Source organism: Natronococcus pandeyae, assembly GCF_008122205.1.
Classification (GTDB): domain Archaea; phylum Halobacteriota; class Halobacteria; order Halobacteriales; family Natrialbaceae; genus Natronococcus; species Natronococcus pandeyae.
Genome location: NZ_PHNJ01000014.1, coordinates 94,826 through 108,912, shown reverse-complemented (window position 1 = coordinate 108,912; position 14,087 = coordinate 94,826). Strand labels below are relative to the sequence as shown.

General features: G+C 63.7%; 14 protein-coding genes and 1 tRNA gene. 6 read left to right on the top strand and 9 right to left on the bottom strand.

What is annotated here, in order from left to right; genetic code table 11:
• Positions 1-12: 12 nt before the first annotated feature.
• Both CV102_RS26175 and CV102_RS20345 read right to left on the bottom strand, forming a co-directional pair.
• Positions 13-159, bottom strand: coding sequence for a hypothetical protein (locus CV102_RS26175; RefSeq protein WP_187433054.1), 147 nt, complete (start codon positions 157-159; stop codon positions 13-15).
• Positions 160-260: 101 nt separating this feature from the next.
• Positions 261-707 (bottom strand): DUF7344 domain-containing protein, encoded by a 447-nt coding sequence (locus CV102_RS20345; protein WP_148859864.1) that lies wholly within the window; start codon positions 705-707, stop codon positions 261-263.
• 222 nt (positions 708-929) lie between these two features.
• Here CV102_RS20345 and CV102_RS20340 point away from each other — a divergent pair.
• Positions 930-1,003, top strand: a tRNA-Phe gene (locus CV102_RS20340).
• A gap of 456 nt (positions 1,004-1,459) precedes the next feature.
• Entirely contained in the window at positions 1,460-1,849 is a 390-nt protein-coding gene (locus CV102_RS20335) for a hypothetical protein (protein ID WP_148859863.1), read from the top strand.
• Between the two features lie 509 nt (positions 1,850-2,358).
• Here CV102_RS20335 and CV102_RS20330 read toward each other — a convergent pair.
• The 5 genes from CV102_RS20330 to CV102_RS20310 form a co-directional block, all read right to left on the bottom strand.
• Positions 2,359-3,114 carry an ABC transporter permease gene (locus CV102_RS20330; RefSeq protein WP_148859862.1) on the bottom strand — a complete coding sequence of 252 codons (756 nt, stop codon included), beginning with the start codon at positions 3,112-3,114 and terminating at the stop codon, positions 2,359-2,361.
• Positions 3,114-3,962, bottom strand: coding sequence for an ABC transporter ATP-binding protein (locus CV102_RS20325; protein ID WP_148859861.1), 849 nt, complete (start codon positions 3,960-3,962; stop codon positions 3,114-3,116). The genes CV102_RS20330 and CV102_RS20325 overlap by 1 nt, the downstream gene beginning before the upstream one ends.
• A 27-nt stretch (positions 3,963-3,989) precedes the next feature.
• Positions 3,990-4,820, bottom strand: coding sequence for an ABC transporter permease (locus tag CV102_RS20320; protein ID WP_148859860.1), 831 nt, complete (start codon positions 4,818-4,820; stop codon positions 3,990-3,992).
• The gene (locus CV102_RS20315) at positions 4,817-5,974 is read right to left on the bottom strand and encodes an ABC transporter substrate-binding protein (protein ID WP_148859859.1); all 1,158 of its coding nucleotides are present in this window, start codon (positions 5,972-5,974) and stop codon (positions 4,817-4,819) included. Before CV102_RS20315 ends, CV102_RS20320 begins: the two co-directional genes overlap by 4 nt.
• A gap of 305 nt (positions 5,975-6,279) precedes the next feature.
• Entirely contained in the window at positions 6,280-7,827 is a 1,548-nt protein-coding gene (locus tag CV102_RS20310) for a glycosyl hydrolase family 28-related protein (RefSeq protein ID WP_187433053.1), read from the bottom strand.
• Positions 7,828-8,158: 331 nt separating this feature from the next.
• Between CV102_RS20310 and CV102_RS20305 the strand changes: the two genes are divergently transcribed.
• Genes CV102_RS20305 through CV102_RS20295 form a run of 3 tightly spaced genes read left to right on the top strand, consistent with a single transcriptional unit; the run spans position 8,159 to position 11,243 of the window.
• Entirely contained in the window at positions 8,159-9,277 is a 1,119-nt protein-coding gene (locus CV102_RS20305; RefSeq protein ID WP_148859857.1) for an ABC transporter ATP-binding protein, read from the top strand.
• Between the two features lie 25 nt (positions 9,278-9,302).
• Positions 9,303-10,262: a carbohydrate ABC transporter permease gene (locus CV102_RS20300; protein ID WP_148859856.1), complete on the top strand. Its 960-nt coding sequence runs from the start codon at positions 9,303-9,305 to the stop codon at positions 10,260-10,262.
• Between the two features lie 6 nt (positions 10,263-10,268).
• On the top strand, positions 10,269-11,243 hold the full coding sequence (locus tag CV102_RS20295; protein ID WP_148859855.1) for a carbohydrate ABC transporter permease: 975 nt from the start codon (positions 10,269-10,271) through the stop codon (positions 11,241-11,243).
• A gap of 48 nt (positions 11,244-11,291) precedes the next feature.
• On the opposite strand, the gene CV102_RS20290 is transcribed toward CV102_RS20295, so the two are convergent.
• Both CV102_RS20290 and CV102_RS20285 read right to left on the bottom strand, forming a co-directional pair.
• On the bottom strand, positions 11,292-11,588 hold the full coding sequence (locus CV102_RS20290) for a hypothetical protein (protein WP_233710756.1): 297 nt from the start codon (positions 11,586-11,588) through the stop codon (positions 11,292-11,294).
• A 1-nt stretch (position 11,589) separates the two neighbouring features.
• Positions 11,590-12,843, bottom strand: coding sequence for an ABC transporter substrate-binding protein (locus tag CV102_RS20285; RefSeq protein WP_148859854.1), 1,254 nt, complete (start codon positions 12,841-12,843; stop codon positions 11,590-11,592).
• A gap of 332 nt (positions 12,844-13,175) precedes the next feature.
• On the opposite strand from CV102_RS20285, the gene CV102_RS20280 reads away from it, so the two are divergent.
• Complete coding sequence (locus CV102_RS20280; protein ID WP_148859853.1) at positions 13,176-14,024, top strand: aldo/keto reductase; 849 nt, start codon at positions 13,176-13,178, stop codon at positions 14,022-14,024.
• The last annotated feature ends 63 nt before the right edge of the window (positions 14,025-14,087 follow it).

Sequence of the window (14,087 nt, the reverse complement as noted above, 5' to 3'; positions counted from 1 at the left end):
TGTTCCGACGCCTCAGACGATCCACGGCCAGCTATCGAACTCGCTCGGCGTTTCCGTTCCGTTGCCGATACGGTCCAGGAGCGTCTCGAGGCGACCCTCTTCGATCACCGGACGACGGAGCAACCGCTGTTCGGGATCGTTGGCTCGGTACGAGGGCAATTTCGTTCGACTTAGCGACCTGGAACGGATCGAGGGCGGACGGGAGGAGTCGGCGTGTAGCACGCCATTGAGCGGAGTAGACCGGACATAGGCACGGGTAGTCAGTGCTTGAGTCGAGCGACGTTCTCCCGGATCTGTCCGATGAGGCCCCCTTCGGACTCCGCCTCGAGCGCGGCGTGGAGCGTCGAGTTCTCCGGTTCGTCCTTGACGACGATCCGGAGATAGGGCTCGAGTTGTTTGAAGTTGTCCGACAGGACGACGGTATGGTTCTCCTCGTCGTGGTCGACGACGCCCGCGTCGGCCAGTTTCGGGACGTGACACTGTACCGACGAGACGTAGACGCTCTTGTATTCGTTTTTGGCGACCTCGTCTGGCGGAACGTCGTGCTCCCAGCCGGCGACCTGTTCGGCGACCCTCGAGAGTTCGATCGGTCCCTCTTGGCCCCGAAGCGCGTACAGGAGATACCGTCGTCGACGGTTCGCCAGCAGCTCGAGGATCGTGTCTGCCGACAGTTCCTGGTCGTCCTGATCCGAGCCAAGTGCTGCCATAACATACTGTTACCCGGCAGAGCGGAAAAGGGTGTCTTGAATATCTCCAAATCCAACACACAGCGGTAAATCGACGGTATACTTTGCGTTATTCTCTCCGTTATCGTTCGTTCATTTTCGTTATTCCGAATACCGTGAATAAATCCTCATATCTTTTGACCGGCTCGAGCACCGACTCGGATTCGAAATCCTTTTTTATACCCTGAACGGAATTGGGAGTAGGCCGCCTTAGCTCAGACTGGGAGAGCACTCGACTGAAGATCGAGCTGTCCCCGGTTCAAATCCGGGAGGCGGCATACTTTTCCGCGAGGCAATTCGCCGAGCGGAAAGTATCCAACCGACCGGATTTGAATCAGGGAGGAGCTTCGCTCCGACCGTGGTTCAAATCCGGGAGGCGGTATTTCTGTTGCGAACAACTCGTGAGCAACAGAACTGGTATCCGGACGGATTCTGAACCCTGGAAGTCGCAGCGCCCGAGCGGAGCGAGGGCGACCGTCTTCCTTCGGTTCAAATCCGGGAGGCGGCACTTTTGTGACGAACAAGACGACGAGCGTAGCGAGTCGTCCGTGAGGAGCAAAGTGAAATCCGGGAGGCGGTGTTTCTCTCGTTCACGAGTTGTTCGCGAGAGACTTCAATTCTGGAGGTGGCAACGCTCGCGAGCAAACCCGCAAGCTGTGACACGCACTCGAGACTCGTCTCTCGGTACGGCTGAAAGCCCAAAACCGTTACACCACGACGTCCTCCACGAAACTATGTCCGACGACCAGTCCGTCGAAACGAGCGAAGCAGCAATCGACGACGCCGTCCTCGAGCGAACTACCGCCCGATCCGAGGTCGGCGCAGCACCGATCGCGGACGCGCTCGTCGTGCTCCACTCGACGTTGATCGGCCGCCACTCCGAGTTCGAACGGGACCACGACTACGCAACCGTCGACGGCACTCGAGCGTATCGCGTTCCCGAACCCGTGTGGGACGACCTGATCGACGAGTTCGAGTTCGAGGACGAGGTGGCTGCCGCAGTCGAATTCGCACACACCGAACAAGCGCAACTCATGTTCGCCGACGCCGTCGGCGTCGACGAGCGCTTCGAAGAAGACGAGCGCGGCGTCGTCGTCGGTATCGATACCGCCGAGGAGTTCTAATCGCTTCCGACTCGGTACAATCGATCCCCGTCTCGAGGTCGGGGATTCGAAGCGTATCCGAGGACCGGTACGGGCAGTCGCGCCGCCCGTCGGACGACCGTCACTCGAGTACAGCAACCCGGCAGCGGTCCGGTCTCGAGCGGAAACTCCTCTCGGTCACTCCGAACTCTCCGAACAGTACATCCGTAGCGCGTACTCGACCCTCGAGTCGGAGACCCGACTCGTCGCGGCGATTCGATAGGTGCCGGTCTCCTCGAGCGTCGCCCATCCGAGACTGAAGCCGCTGGTGTTGTCGAGGGCCAGTTCCCCGCAGACCGTTTCGCCGCAACTGATGCACCTTGACGCTGAACGTGAGGTGGTCCCCGCCGTAGCCTCGACCTCGTAGGTGTCGTGGTGGACCCAGCTACTCGCTATCTACGTTTCACGACTCGTGATAACTATTCGCGGTCGTCGACTCCACCGGTACTGTTGGAAGTGCCGGGTCTGAATCCCTCTTATCCGCCGCCCGATCAGGCCGGTTGCTCCTTGGCCCAATCGATCTGCCAGTCGCCGAGCAACCGCACGAGCGCCGAGGAGGCCGCCCCGAGTAGTCCGATGGTGATGATGCCGACGATGATGGTCGGATACGAGCCGCTCGTGTAGGCCGACCACGTCAGGAATCCGAGACCGGTCCCGCCCGCGACCATCTCGGCGGCGATGAGGTTGACCCACGCGAGTCCCATGCCGACGATCATCCCGGCGTGGATCGCGGGCAGCGCGCTGGGATAGATGACGTGGCGGAACGTCTGGTAGGAGGTCGCACCGAGCGACTGCGCGGCTCGCGAGTACTCGACCTCGACGCCGCGCGCGCCCTGGATCGTGTTGAGCAGGATCGGGAAGAAGGCGCCGAGGAACGTGATGAACATGATCGAGAGCTCCGCCGCGGGGAGCACGAGGATCGTGAAGGGGATCCACGCGATCGGCGGGATCGGCCGGAGCATCTCGAGGGCCGGAAAGGTCAGGTCGGCGAAGACGGTGTACCGACCGATCAGCAGCCCGAGCGGGATCGCTACCGCCGCCGCGATGGCGAACGAACTGAGCACGCGAATCGTGCTCCGAATCGTGGAGATCCAGAAGTCTTCGCGGTAGAGTTCGCCAACGTACGCGTCGAGCACTTCGACCGGTGTCGGCAGCCCGGGGAGGATTCCAAACCGGCTGGCAACGAGCCAGAGGATCGGGACCGCGAGGATCGATCCCGCGCGGACGAGTCGACGTCGCGAATCCATTATCCCCCTTCCTCCTGCTCGAGTGCGCGCTGGGCCTCCTCTCGGATTACGGAGAGCGCTCGTTCTCGCAGTTCGGTGAACCGGTCGGTCGTGACGACCTCGGGATCACGCGGCCGTTCGATGTCGACGTCGATGACGTCTTTCACCTGGCCGGGACGGGCGGTCATGATGACCACGCGATCGGCCAGCAGGATCGCCTCCTCGACGTCGTGCGTGATGAACAGCACCGTCCGGTTGTCGCGCTCCCACACCTCGAGCAGCTTCTTCTGCATGATCTCCTTGGTGAGGGCGTCGAGCGCGCTGAAGGGCTCGTCCATCAGCATGATTGCGGGGTCGTTCGCGAGCAACCGGGCGAGCTCGGCGCGCTGTTGCATCCCGCCGGAGAGTCCCGAGGGGTACGAGGCCTCGAACCCGTCGAGACCCATCTCGTCGAGGATCGATTCCGCACGCCCTTCCTCGACGCCCTTGTGCATTCGCGGGCCGAACTCGACGTTCTCCTTGATCGTCTTCCAGGGGAACAGTCGGTTCTCCTGGAAGACGACGCCGCGTTTCGGGTCGGGTTCGGAAATCGTGTTGCCGTCGACGAGGACTTCGCCGTCGGTAGGCTCGAGATAGCCGGCGATGCACTCCATAACGGTGCTTTTCCCGCAGCCCGAGGGGCCGAGCAGCGCGACGAACTCTTCGGCTTCGACATCGAGGTCCATGCCCTCGACCGCGACGACGCGCTCGCCCTCGGGATCGTAGATCTTGCTCAGGTCGTTGATGTCGATCGCGCCGGTCTTGCCGGTCGAGTCGGGTGTCGGTCCTGCGGTCGTCGGATCGTCGGTCGGAGAGTCGTGTTTGCTCATAGTGTTTCGTTAGGGGTGGGTAGTTGGTTAGTCGATTTCCTGCCATCGGGTGAGGTAGTTTCCAGTCTGGTGAACCGCTGCAGCTGAGACGTAGCCAAGGAAACCGATCGCGATCATGCCGACCGCGACGACGTCGGTCTGGAGCAGTCGGTAGGCCTGGAAGATGATGTAGCCGATACCGACGCCGCCGGCGATCATCTCGGCGGCGACGACCGTAATCCACGCCAGTCCGACGCCCAGCGAGACGCCGGTGACGATCGACGGCAGCGTCGCGGGGATGATCACGTGTCGAAAGATATCGCGCGACTCGGCGCCGAGGCTCGCGGCCGCCTGGACGTACTCCTCCTCGACGGTCCTGACGCCCTCGATGGTGTTGACGAGGATCGGGAAGAACGCCCCGACGAACACCACGAAGATCACACCGCTTCGGAACGTCGGCATCAGGAGCAGGGCGATCGGAACCCAGGCTACCGGCGGGACGGGACGGAACACCTCGAGTGCCGGGAACAGCGCGTCCTCCCAGCGCCTGCTCGTCCCGATCGTCAGTCCGAGCGGGATGGCGACGAGAATCGCGATGGTGACCGCGACGAGGACCCGGAGCGCCGAGTACGCCGAGTGTTCGTAGATCGTCTCTCCGCCGTCGGTCATCGGCGTGCCGCCGAGTGCCGACAGCATCGTCTGGAACGTCGTTTCGGGGCCGACGAACTTGTCGAACCCGAGGAACCCGACGCGGACGGCGGCCGACCAGAGGGCGAGAAACAACGCTATCGAGAGCAACTGTCGGACGCGCTTCGAGGGGAGCGGGACGGTCCAGTTGCCGACCTGGCGCTGGAGCCGCTCGAGTGATTCCGCGCTCATCGTTCGGCCTCCCGAAGCGGGTCCCAGTCGACTTCGTCCTCGAGTTCGTCGATCGCCGCCTGCAAGGGTTCGGTGCGGTATCGTTCGTCGGGCGGCATGCCCGAGATGACCCCCTGATTTTCGTGGAGGAACTCCGGCGCCTCGTTTTTCATCAGCTGCTCGGCCTCGTCGACGGCCTCGTAGTCGGTGTAGAACAGCATTCGTTCGACGTCGGGATTGACGTCGATGTTCTCGTAGAGGGTCCCGTACAGCGTCTCGCGCTCGTAGTCGCGAAGCTGTCCCTCCTGCTGGATCAGGTCGATGGTCCGTTCGGGATCGGTCGCCATGATATGCTTGGCCTCGAGTTCGGCCTTCAACCACCCTTTCGCGGCCTCGGGGTGGTTCTCGACCAGCGAGTCCAGCATCAGCAGGCCGGCGGTGTCGTTCATGTCGTAGTCCGCGCCCGTGAACAGGTACTCCGCGGCGCTCTCCTGAATGACCGACCGCGAGGGTGAGGGCTCCCAGCCGGCGCCGGCCGAGAGGTTTCCTTCGCGGATGTTCGTTATCACCGTCTGCATGCCCTGGTCGGAGATGTCGACGTCGATTCCTTCCTCCTGGATCGCCTCGAGAAGGAACCGGTGGGTACAGGTGCCCGTCGTGACGCCGATCTCTCGGCCGTCCAGGTCCTGGGCCTCCTCGATGTCGGAGTCGGCGGGGACGAAACAGAGGTTACACTGCTGCCCCTCGGAGAAGCCGGCGATGGCGACCATGTCGATCGGCGTCTCGTCGTTCGCGATCGCGGTGATCGTCGGCATGTCGCCGGTGTAGCCGATGTCGTTCTGCTCCGAGATCATCTTGTTTCCGATCACCGCCCCCTGCAGGGCGACCTCCCAGCTCGCGACGGAGTACTCCTCGGGAAGGTGTTTCTCCGCGAGTTCGCCGTGTCGGATTACGAGCGCCGACCACGACTCGGTGTAGAACGGCTGATAGCCGACGATAAACGACTGCTCGTCGAAGCCGGCGAACGCCCCGCCAAAAATCTCGCTTTCAGTACAACCGGCGAGCGCGCCCGCGCCGAGCGCGCTCGAAGTTTGAAGCAACCGCCGCCTGCTCACCCCTCTCGTCTCGTTCGTGTTTTTCGTCTGTCGTCGTTGATTTCGTAGGTTCGAATCCATAGATCACTCCGGGTTAGCTGCCGCGATGCGGTTCAGACCGGGGGGAGCCGTTCTCCTGATCGGGCAATATTATGGCTATCTATCGTTATCGATGGCCGGGGAGAACGACCCGGCCTGCAGGCGCAGCCCGTTAATTCTGACACCGATCCGAGATGATCGGCCACTCTCGACTCGAGTACCCCGTACAGTCCCTCGAAACGAGATTCGACCGCAGCTACCCGCCCGTCGACCGCGATTCGGTGACGGGCGGTGATCCGGACCGCGACGAGAACGAAGGCAAGTACGTACCGACGAACGACGGAAACTCAGCGCCGTAGCTCGAACCCCCAGCGCAGTTGCGAGTCTGCGTCCGGCGGCTCCGCGAAGGCGACGACGATCGCCTCTTCGTCGGCAGTTGTGACGTGAAAGCCCGTCGCAGCGTCGCTTTCGGCCCAGACGTTCCGAACGGAGGGGGCGACGTCGAGTTCGTGCGGGAGGACGAACTCGGTCGTCTCGCCGTCGCCTACGGCTTCCGCCCTTCCCGCGGTCTCCGTTCGGAAGCCGGCGTTGTCTCGCACGACGGCCGGGGGTTCGTCGGCCTCGAGGGGCGTACAGCCGTGGAACTGGTTTCCGACGATCATCACGGAATCGTGGCCGGTGGCGAAGGTGATCCCGGGGGCCTGGGAATTCGGCGCCCCGGAGATGTGACAGCCGGAAACCGTCACGCGGACCGCGCTCTCGCCGAAGCGGATCTCCGGCGTGGCACCGTCGCGGCCGTTGTCGGAAACGTCGGAGTCGCTCACTCGGAAGTCCACTCCGCCATCGGCGAAGACGATTCCGGGGCCGCCATTGTCGAAGACGCGACAGTTCGCCACGGCGACGTCGGCGATCCGCTCGCCCGTCGCGATACGGATGCCCGCACCGCCGTTGGCTGAAATCTGGGACGTCGAGACGTCGATCGCCGCGCTCTCGTCGGCCTCCGTCACGTGAACGCCGTGGCCGCCGTTCTCGGTTACGTGACAGCCGTCGATCCTGTGTTCGCGGGCCGAAAACGGCGGCGGGCTGATTTCGAGACCCATCTCGCCCTTCTCGTCGATCACGATCCCGTCTTTCTCGTTCGCGTGCGCCGAGCAGTTCGCGAACCGAACCCGACGATCCGCCGAGGTTCGGAACCCGACCCGGTTTCCGATCGCCGTACAGCCGTAGACGAGGAGGTGGCCCGCGTGGTACTCGCGCGCTCGCTCTCCTGTCGCCTGGTTCTCGAACATGATGCCGTTGTTGCTGTTCCCACGAGCGTGACAGTTGGCGACGACGACCGGTTCGGCGTCGGCCGCGAGTCCGGTTCCGATACCGATTCCGTTCGAACCGATGTTGAGGCCGTCGCGGGCAGCATCGAAGTTTCGTCCGCAGTCCTCCGCGACGCACCCCTGGACGAGACTGTCGACCAGCATGTCGGTCCCGATCCCGGTCGCCGCCGAGCCGTAGGCGTGAACACCGACGATCCGACAGCGGCGGACGTGCTGGTAGTAGAGACACTTCTCGCCTGGATCGTACGACTCGCCGCCAGGAACGCCGGAGGCGTCGACGGTCAGTTGCTCGACAGCGAGATCCGTCAGCGGTTCGTCCGGTTCGCCGAACCCCTCGAGAGCGGCGAACCCCTTGCCCTCGGCCCGAATCGTCGTCGGGCCCATCCCGTCGCCGACCAGATGGACGCGCGAACGGTGAGTGATCGGCCCGTCGACCCGGTATTCTCCGGCCGGGAGGTAGACGCGGTCGCCGCCCGCTTCGTGAGCGTCATCCACGGCCGCCTGAATCGCTCCCCGGTCGTCGTTGGTGCCGTCGCCACTCGCACCGTATTCGGCCACTGATCGCATTGGAGACGACGTCACCGGAGCGGCAAATAACGGTTGGCGTCGATTCGAGCGATGACCGTCGACTACCGGGGAGGACGGGTACGGCGGGCCGTCACGCACTCGAGAGGCTACTGGGATCGCCCGATATCGGGCTACCTTCGTTCCTCTGAGCACCGCTGGTAGCGATCGAAGACAGCGATCGGTGCCTCGGCGTCGTTTCGATTTCGGACCGACGAAGGAGGAGCGGAATATGTCCCGAATCACTCGACGATATCGTATCAACAAATCTGGCGGTGCAGCCGGGATTAATGGGTGAATCCGACGTACTTCGCACTGTATGACATCGATTTCCATGGAAAACGTTAGCAAATATTTCGATTCGGGAGAAACTATCGCGAACTATCAGCTCGATCTCGAGGCCGAGGACGGCGAGTTTCTCGTGTTTCTCGGCCCCTCGGGCTGCGGGAAGACGACGGCGCTACGGCTGATCGCGGGACTCGAGCAGCCGTCGGAGGGCGCAATCTACTTCGACGGCGAGCGGGTAGACGGGCGCTCACCCAGCGACCGGAACGTGGCGATGGTCTTCCAGAACTACGCGCTGTACCCGCACATGACGGTCGCACAGAACATCGGCTATCCGTTGAAAGTCCGCGGCGTACCACCCGACGAGCGGGATCGACGGGTGGAGACGGTCACGGAACTGCTCCACATCGAAGATCAGACCCACAAGAAGCCGGCGGCGCTCTCCGGTGGCCAGCGCCAGCGGGTTGCGCTCGCTCGCGCCATCATCAGGGAGCCGTCGGTGTTCCTCCTCGACGAGCCGCTGTCGAATTTGGACGCCAAGCTCCGCCAGGAGATGCGCATCGAGCTGAAGCGACTCCAGAACGAGCTCGACATCACGACGATCTACGTGACACACAACCAGGAGGAGGCGATGAGCATGGCCGACAAGGTCGCGGTCATGAACCAGGGGACGATCCAGCAGGTCGCGCCGCCACAGGAGCTGTACGATCGGCCCAGAACGGCGTGGGTCGCCCAGTTCATCGGGTCGCCGCCGATGAACCTGTTCCGGGGGACCCGCCGCAACGGATCGGTCGACCTCGGCGAGGCGGGCACCGTCGAACTGGAAGGTGTGATGAACGCCAAAGCTGCAGTAGAAACGGGGGGTCGGGACGATGCGGGGACGGCCAGTATGCTGGCAAGCGACGTACACGGCACCGTCGCACTCGGCGTTCGACCGGAGGACCTGACCGTTTCCACTACGCGCCCGTCGTCGGGAAACGCGATCGAAGGGACGGTGGGTACCATCGAGCCGATGGGCGAGTACGACCTCGTCAACGTTTCCGTCAACGACCAGATCGTGAACGCGAAAGTGTCGGAGGCGACCGTTGCGCGGGACGATACGGTCTATCTGACGTTCGACGACGAGGACGCCTACCTGTACGCTGACGACGGCGAGCTGGTCGTCTGAACGGTAGAACCGAAAACGTGCACCCATGAGCTTACAAGATCGCATCGACGCTCTCGATACCGACCGAGACCTGAGCGTAGACTTCGATTTCGATCGCGAGAAGGCGGTTGCCCTGGCGGTGTTCCTGATTCCCGGGCTGACCCTCTTCGGGATCTTTTCCGTCGGGCCGATCGTCTACTCGGCGATCGGGAGCTTCTTCGCGTGGGACACCTTCACGATGGAGCACTTCGTCGGCCTCGACAACTGGATCCGTTCGCTCACCGATCCGCTCATCGTCCACTGGTCGAATATGCAGGAGTTTCGCTATCCAATGGGCGCGCTCACCCACAACCTCCTCTGGGTCGTCGTCCACGTCCCGGCGAGCACCTTCCTCGGCCTCGGGCTGGCGTTGCTGTTCGCCGATCTGAAGGGCCGACGCATCCTTCGCTCGATGGTCTTCGCGGGCTTTACCGTCCCGCCGATCGTCATCGGGCTGGTCCTGATGTTTATTTACGATCCCCAGGCCGGGGTCTTCAACGAACTCCTCAGAGTGCTCGGCCAGGATCACCTCGTCCGTAACTGGACGCAGTCGCCGCAGGTGGCGATCTACGCCCTGATCGCGGGCGGGATCTGGGTCCACACCGGATTCAGCATGCTGCTGTACAGTTCGGCGCTCTCCGCCATCGACCCGTCCCTGATCGAGTCTGCCAAGGTCGACGGCGCCGGCCCGTGGCGGCGGTTCTGGGACGTCATCTGGCCGCTGGTGAAGCCGGTGACTGCCGTCGTCGTCATCATGGGGATCATCTGGGTGATGCGGATGTTCGACATCGTCTACGCCGCCGGGGGCGCCGCTGGCGGACCGAACCACGCCTACTCGGTGCTGGGTATCGAGGTGTATCGCGCCGCGTTCCGGCCGGAGATCGACTACGGAATGGCGATGGTGGTGGCGCTGATCCAGCTATTCATCGTCGCCCCGCTCGCCCTCTACATCGCTCGCATGCGGTGATTCGACATGACCGAAGACGACCCACTCGAACCGACCGGCGTTGATGCAGGACCCGACGAAACGACTGAAGCCGACAGATACCTGCAGGTCGAGGAGGTGCCCGAGACGGCGCCGACGGACGACCGCACCTGGCGGACGCGGCTCGCCGAGTCCGTCCCCTCGAGTCGACGAACCCTCAAGTACGCCGTCGCGATCACCGTCGCCGTCCTCTGGATCGTCCCCTTCATCGGCCTGTTCATGGCGTCGTTCCGGCCGCTCTCGGAGATCATCGGCGGCTGGTGGCACCTCGAGGGGATGTCGATAACGTTCGAGAACTACTACCAGGCGTGGAACTACAGCACCGCGCCGCTGAGCCGGGCCCTGCTCAACACGTTCATCGTCACGATCCCGGCGGTGCTGGTCGTGATGCTCCTGGGCGTGATGGCGGCGTACCCGTTCGCCCGGTTCGAGTTCCCGCTGAAGACGACGCTGTTCTTCCTGATCCTGCTGGTGATGGCCGCGCCGCCGGAACTCGTCGCGATGGGGAACTACAACTCCCTCCAGCGGATCGGGCTGTTCGACACGTACATGGGGCTGATACTGATCCACATCGGCTGGGGGCTCGGCTGGGTCGTGCTGTTCCTGCGGAACTACCTGCTCGGCATCCCGGAGGAACTCGAGGAGGCCGCGCGCATCGACGGTGCGTCGCGCTACCAGATCTTCAGGACGATCATTCTCCCGCTGTCGACGCCAGCGCTCGTCTCGGTGGCGGTCATCCAGTTCACGTGGGTCTGGAACGCCTTTTTCTTCCCGCTGGTGTTCATGCGCTCGCCCGAACTATACCTCGCACCCCAGGTCCTCCCGTTGATGCGCGGGCGCGTCCAGGTCGAGTGGGGAATGATCGCCGCCGGCTCGATCATGACGATGGCCGTGCCGGTGATCCTGTTCCTGCTGCTGGAGCGGTACTACAAGCGGGGGATGGTCGCCGCCGTCGCGGACTGACCGGCGGCGTTCGATTCCTTCCGCGTTCGCCGAATCGCCACCCCTCACTCACAGCGGCACGAGTCCCGCTCGCGTCGCGGCCACGGTCGCGACGATCACGACGACGTTCGCGAGGAAGAACAGCCGCGAGGACATCCAGGCGAACGAGAGCAGGACCGCGATTGGAAGGGCGGCGATGAGCGCCGGCCAGAAGCCGCGAACCGCGAGCGTGGCGAAGAACGCCGTCGTGAACACGTACAGGATGTCGACGGCGACGGCGTTGGCGCTGCTGCGCCGAATCTCCTGACCGACGACGACCAGGGGCTCGAGCGCGCCGCCCCCGTCGCCGTCACCACCTCCCGCCACGTTAGTCCTCCTCGACGGTCTCCTGCAGCACGGCGTCGAGTTCTTCGAGCATCGGTTCGACCTCCTGCTCGGGTTCGGCCCAGAACCCGAGTAACTGGGACCAGAACTCCGCCTGGAACGGATCTCCCAGCGCGTCGTCGAGATCGGGTACGAGCTCGAGCTCCTCGGCTTGTTCCGAGATTTCGCGCATGATGTCGAGTTCGAACGCGTCGTCCGGGACGTCGACAGCCGTCGGGATGAAGCCGCCGCGTTCGGTCCAGATCTGCTGGCCCTCAGGCGAGATGATCGCTTCTACGGCCTCTCTCGCTGCCTCGACATCTTCCACGTACGTGGGGACGGTAAACCAGTTGATGCTCGTCACCATCGCCTCCGCCCCGGGGACCATGAAGTAATCCAGGTCCTCCGGGTCCTCGATCGCGCCGAACGCCGGCGTCCACGAGCCCATGAAGTACAGCGGCGTCTCGTTCGCCCAGAAGAACTCGTACTGGACGCCGAACTGCCGAACTTCGCTGAAGTACCCCTCGAGGTGGAGTTCCTGTAGCTCTTCGAAGGCGGTGACGACGCGCTCGTCCGTGAGCGACGCCTCGCCGTCGATGAGGTCCTGCTGGAGTTGGGCTCCGTCCTCCTGCCGGAGGATGAACGCTTCCGCCACGTCGGTGAGGGGCCACCCGTCGCCGTTACCGGACGCCAGCGGCGCCTCGACGCCCTCGATCCCGTCGATCTCCTCGAGCAGGTCGAGAAACTCGTCGTAGTCCTCGGGCTCTTCGAGACCGTGCTCCTCGAAGAACGACGGCCGGTACCAGAATCCGGGCTTGATATCGCCGCCGAACGGGGCGGCGTACACCTCGTCGCCGACCGCCACCGTCTCGTGATCGGTGGTGTACGCTTCTTCGTCCCACAGATCACCCACCGGCTCCAGGTGGCCCGCTTCCCCGTCTCCCCGGACCCGACCCTCCGTCGGCAGCACGACGATGTCCGCCGTCGCGATCCCTGCCTCGTAGTCCATCAACGTCTCCGTCAGGAGCGTATCGGGGTCCCGCGGTTCGTACGTGATCTCGAGCCCGGTCTCGTCCTCGACGTGGTCGACCACCGCGAGGAAGTCTTCCTCCTCCTCCTCGGTCCAGACGGCTGTTACCGTCACCGCTTCCTGTGCACTTGCTCCCCCAACGCTTCCCAGTCCGACCAGTACGACGGCTCCACCGCCCATCCCTCGAAGCACTCTGCGCCGACCGATGTGCGTGTCGTTCTCGCCCATACGAAATCGTATGACCGATCGGAATCATAATGGTTTTCCACATGTTTGTGTAATTACTGGACGGTGTACAGTCGAATTTCGATATAGGTCGTCTCGAGCGAACGTCCGAGCGGACTCGCTCGTGGTCTTCTCCGCCGTCGGGTAACCGCGCCGATGACTGACACCGAATCGATCAGTTCCGAGATCCCTGTCGCGGAATCCGTACGCTCACACGTCGGACAGATCGCCCCGGGCCGCTGACGGCCCCACTCTGCATCCGAACCTGACGTATCCAGTTTCAGACAGGCAGACGAACGGTCAACAGTTATCGGGTTCGTTCGGGTATTGCAGCTGTGACCGAAAACGAAAGCGACACGTTCGAAATCGGCTCGAGAACCGTCCATCGCCTCGGGTTCGGTGCGATGCGGCTCTGCGGCGCGGAGATCATCGGTCCGCCGGACGACGAGGAGGCCGCACGCGAACTGGTTCGAACCGCCGTCGATCGGGGCGTCGACTTCATCGACACGGCCGACTCCTACGGTCCCGGCGTGAGCGAACGGCTCCTCGGCGAGGCCATCGGCGACCGCGACGACGTGCTCGTCGCGACGAAGGCCGGCCTGCTGCGCAACCGAGAGGGCGAATGGCTGGCCCACGGCGAGCCCGACTACATCCGGAACCAGGTGCTCTGCTCGCTCGACCGGCTCCGGACCGACTCGATCGACCTCTACCAGTTTCACCGCCCCGATCCCGACACGCCGTTCGAGGACTCCGTCCAGGCGTTCGCCGAACTGAAAGACGAGGGGCTCGTCGAGCAGGTCGGCCTCAGCAACGTCTCGGTCGACCAGCTCGAGACGGCCCGCGAGTACGTCGACGTCGCGACCGTCCAGAACCGGTACAACGTCGGCGACCGCGAGGAGGCCGACGTTCTCGAGGCCTGCGAGGAGTACGGCATCGGCTTCATCCCGTGGGCCCCGATCAACGGCGACGATATCGACTCCCACGGCGACCTGCTCGACGAGATCGCCGACGACCACGACGCGACGAAGCGCCAGGTCGCGCTCGCCTGGCTGCTCGAGCGATCGGACGTCATCCTCCCGATCCCGGGAACGTCGGATCCCGACCACCTCGAGGCGAACCTCGCGGCGTCGCAGCTGTCGTTGACCGACGAGGAGGTCCGGCGACTGACCGAGGCCGGAAACTGATCAGCCAAAGCGCACGCGCGAGCGTCGCTGCTCTTTCTCGGGCACTGTCCCGAAATCCGACCG

Coding starts and splice junctions, on each gene's coding strand:
- CV102_RS20305 (WP_148859857.1), top strand. CDS start 8,159: ATGGAAAACGTTAGCAAATATTTCGATTCGGGAGAAACTATCGCGAAC.
- CV102_RS20330 (WP_148859862.1), bottom strand. CDS start 3,114: ATGGATTCGCGACGTCGACTCGTCCGCGCGGGATCGATCCTCGCGGTC.
- CV102_RS20285 (WP_148859854.1), bottom strand. CDS start 12,843: ATGGGCGAGAACGACACGCACATCGGTCGGCGCAGAGTGCTTCGAGGG.
- CV102_RS20325 (WP_148859861.1), bottom strand. CDS start 3,962: ATGAGCAAACACGACTCTCCGACCGACGATCCGACGACCGCAGGACCG.
- CV102_RS20310 (WP_187433053.1), bottom strand. CDS start 7,827: ATGCGATCAGTGGCCGAATACGGTGCGAGTGGCGACGGCACCAACGAC.
- CV102_RS20295 (WP_148859855.1), top strand. CDS start 10,269: ATGACCGAAGACGACCCACTCGAACCGACCGGCGTTGATGCAGGACCC.
- CV102_RS20320 (WP_148859860.1), bottom strand. CDS start 4,820: ATGAGCGCGGAATCACTCGAGCGGCTCCAGCGCCAGGTCGGCAACTGG.
- CV102_RS20300 (WP_148859856.1), top strand. CDS start 9,303: ATGAGCTTACAAGATCGCATCGACGCTCTCGATACCGACCGAGACCTG.
- CV102_RS20345 (WP_148859864.1), bottom strand. CDS start 707: ATGGCAGCACTTGGCTCGGATCAGGACGACCAGGAACTGTCGGCAGAC.
- CV102_RS20335 (WP_148859863.1), top strand. CDS start 1,460: ATGTCCGACGACCAGTCCGTCGAAACGAGCGAAGCAGCAATCGACGAC.
- CV102_RS20315 (WP_148859859.1), bottom strand. CDS start 5,974: ATGGATTCGAACCTACGAAATCAACGACGACAGACGAAAAACACGAAC.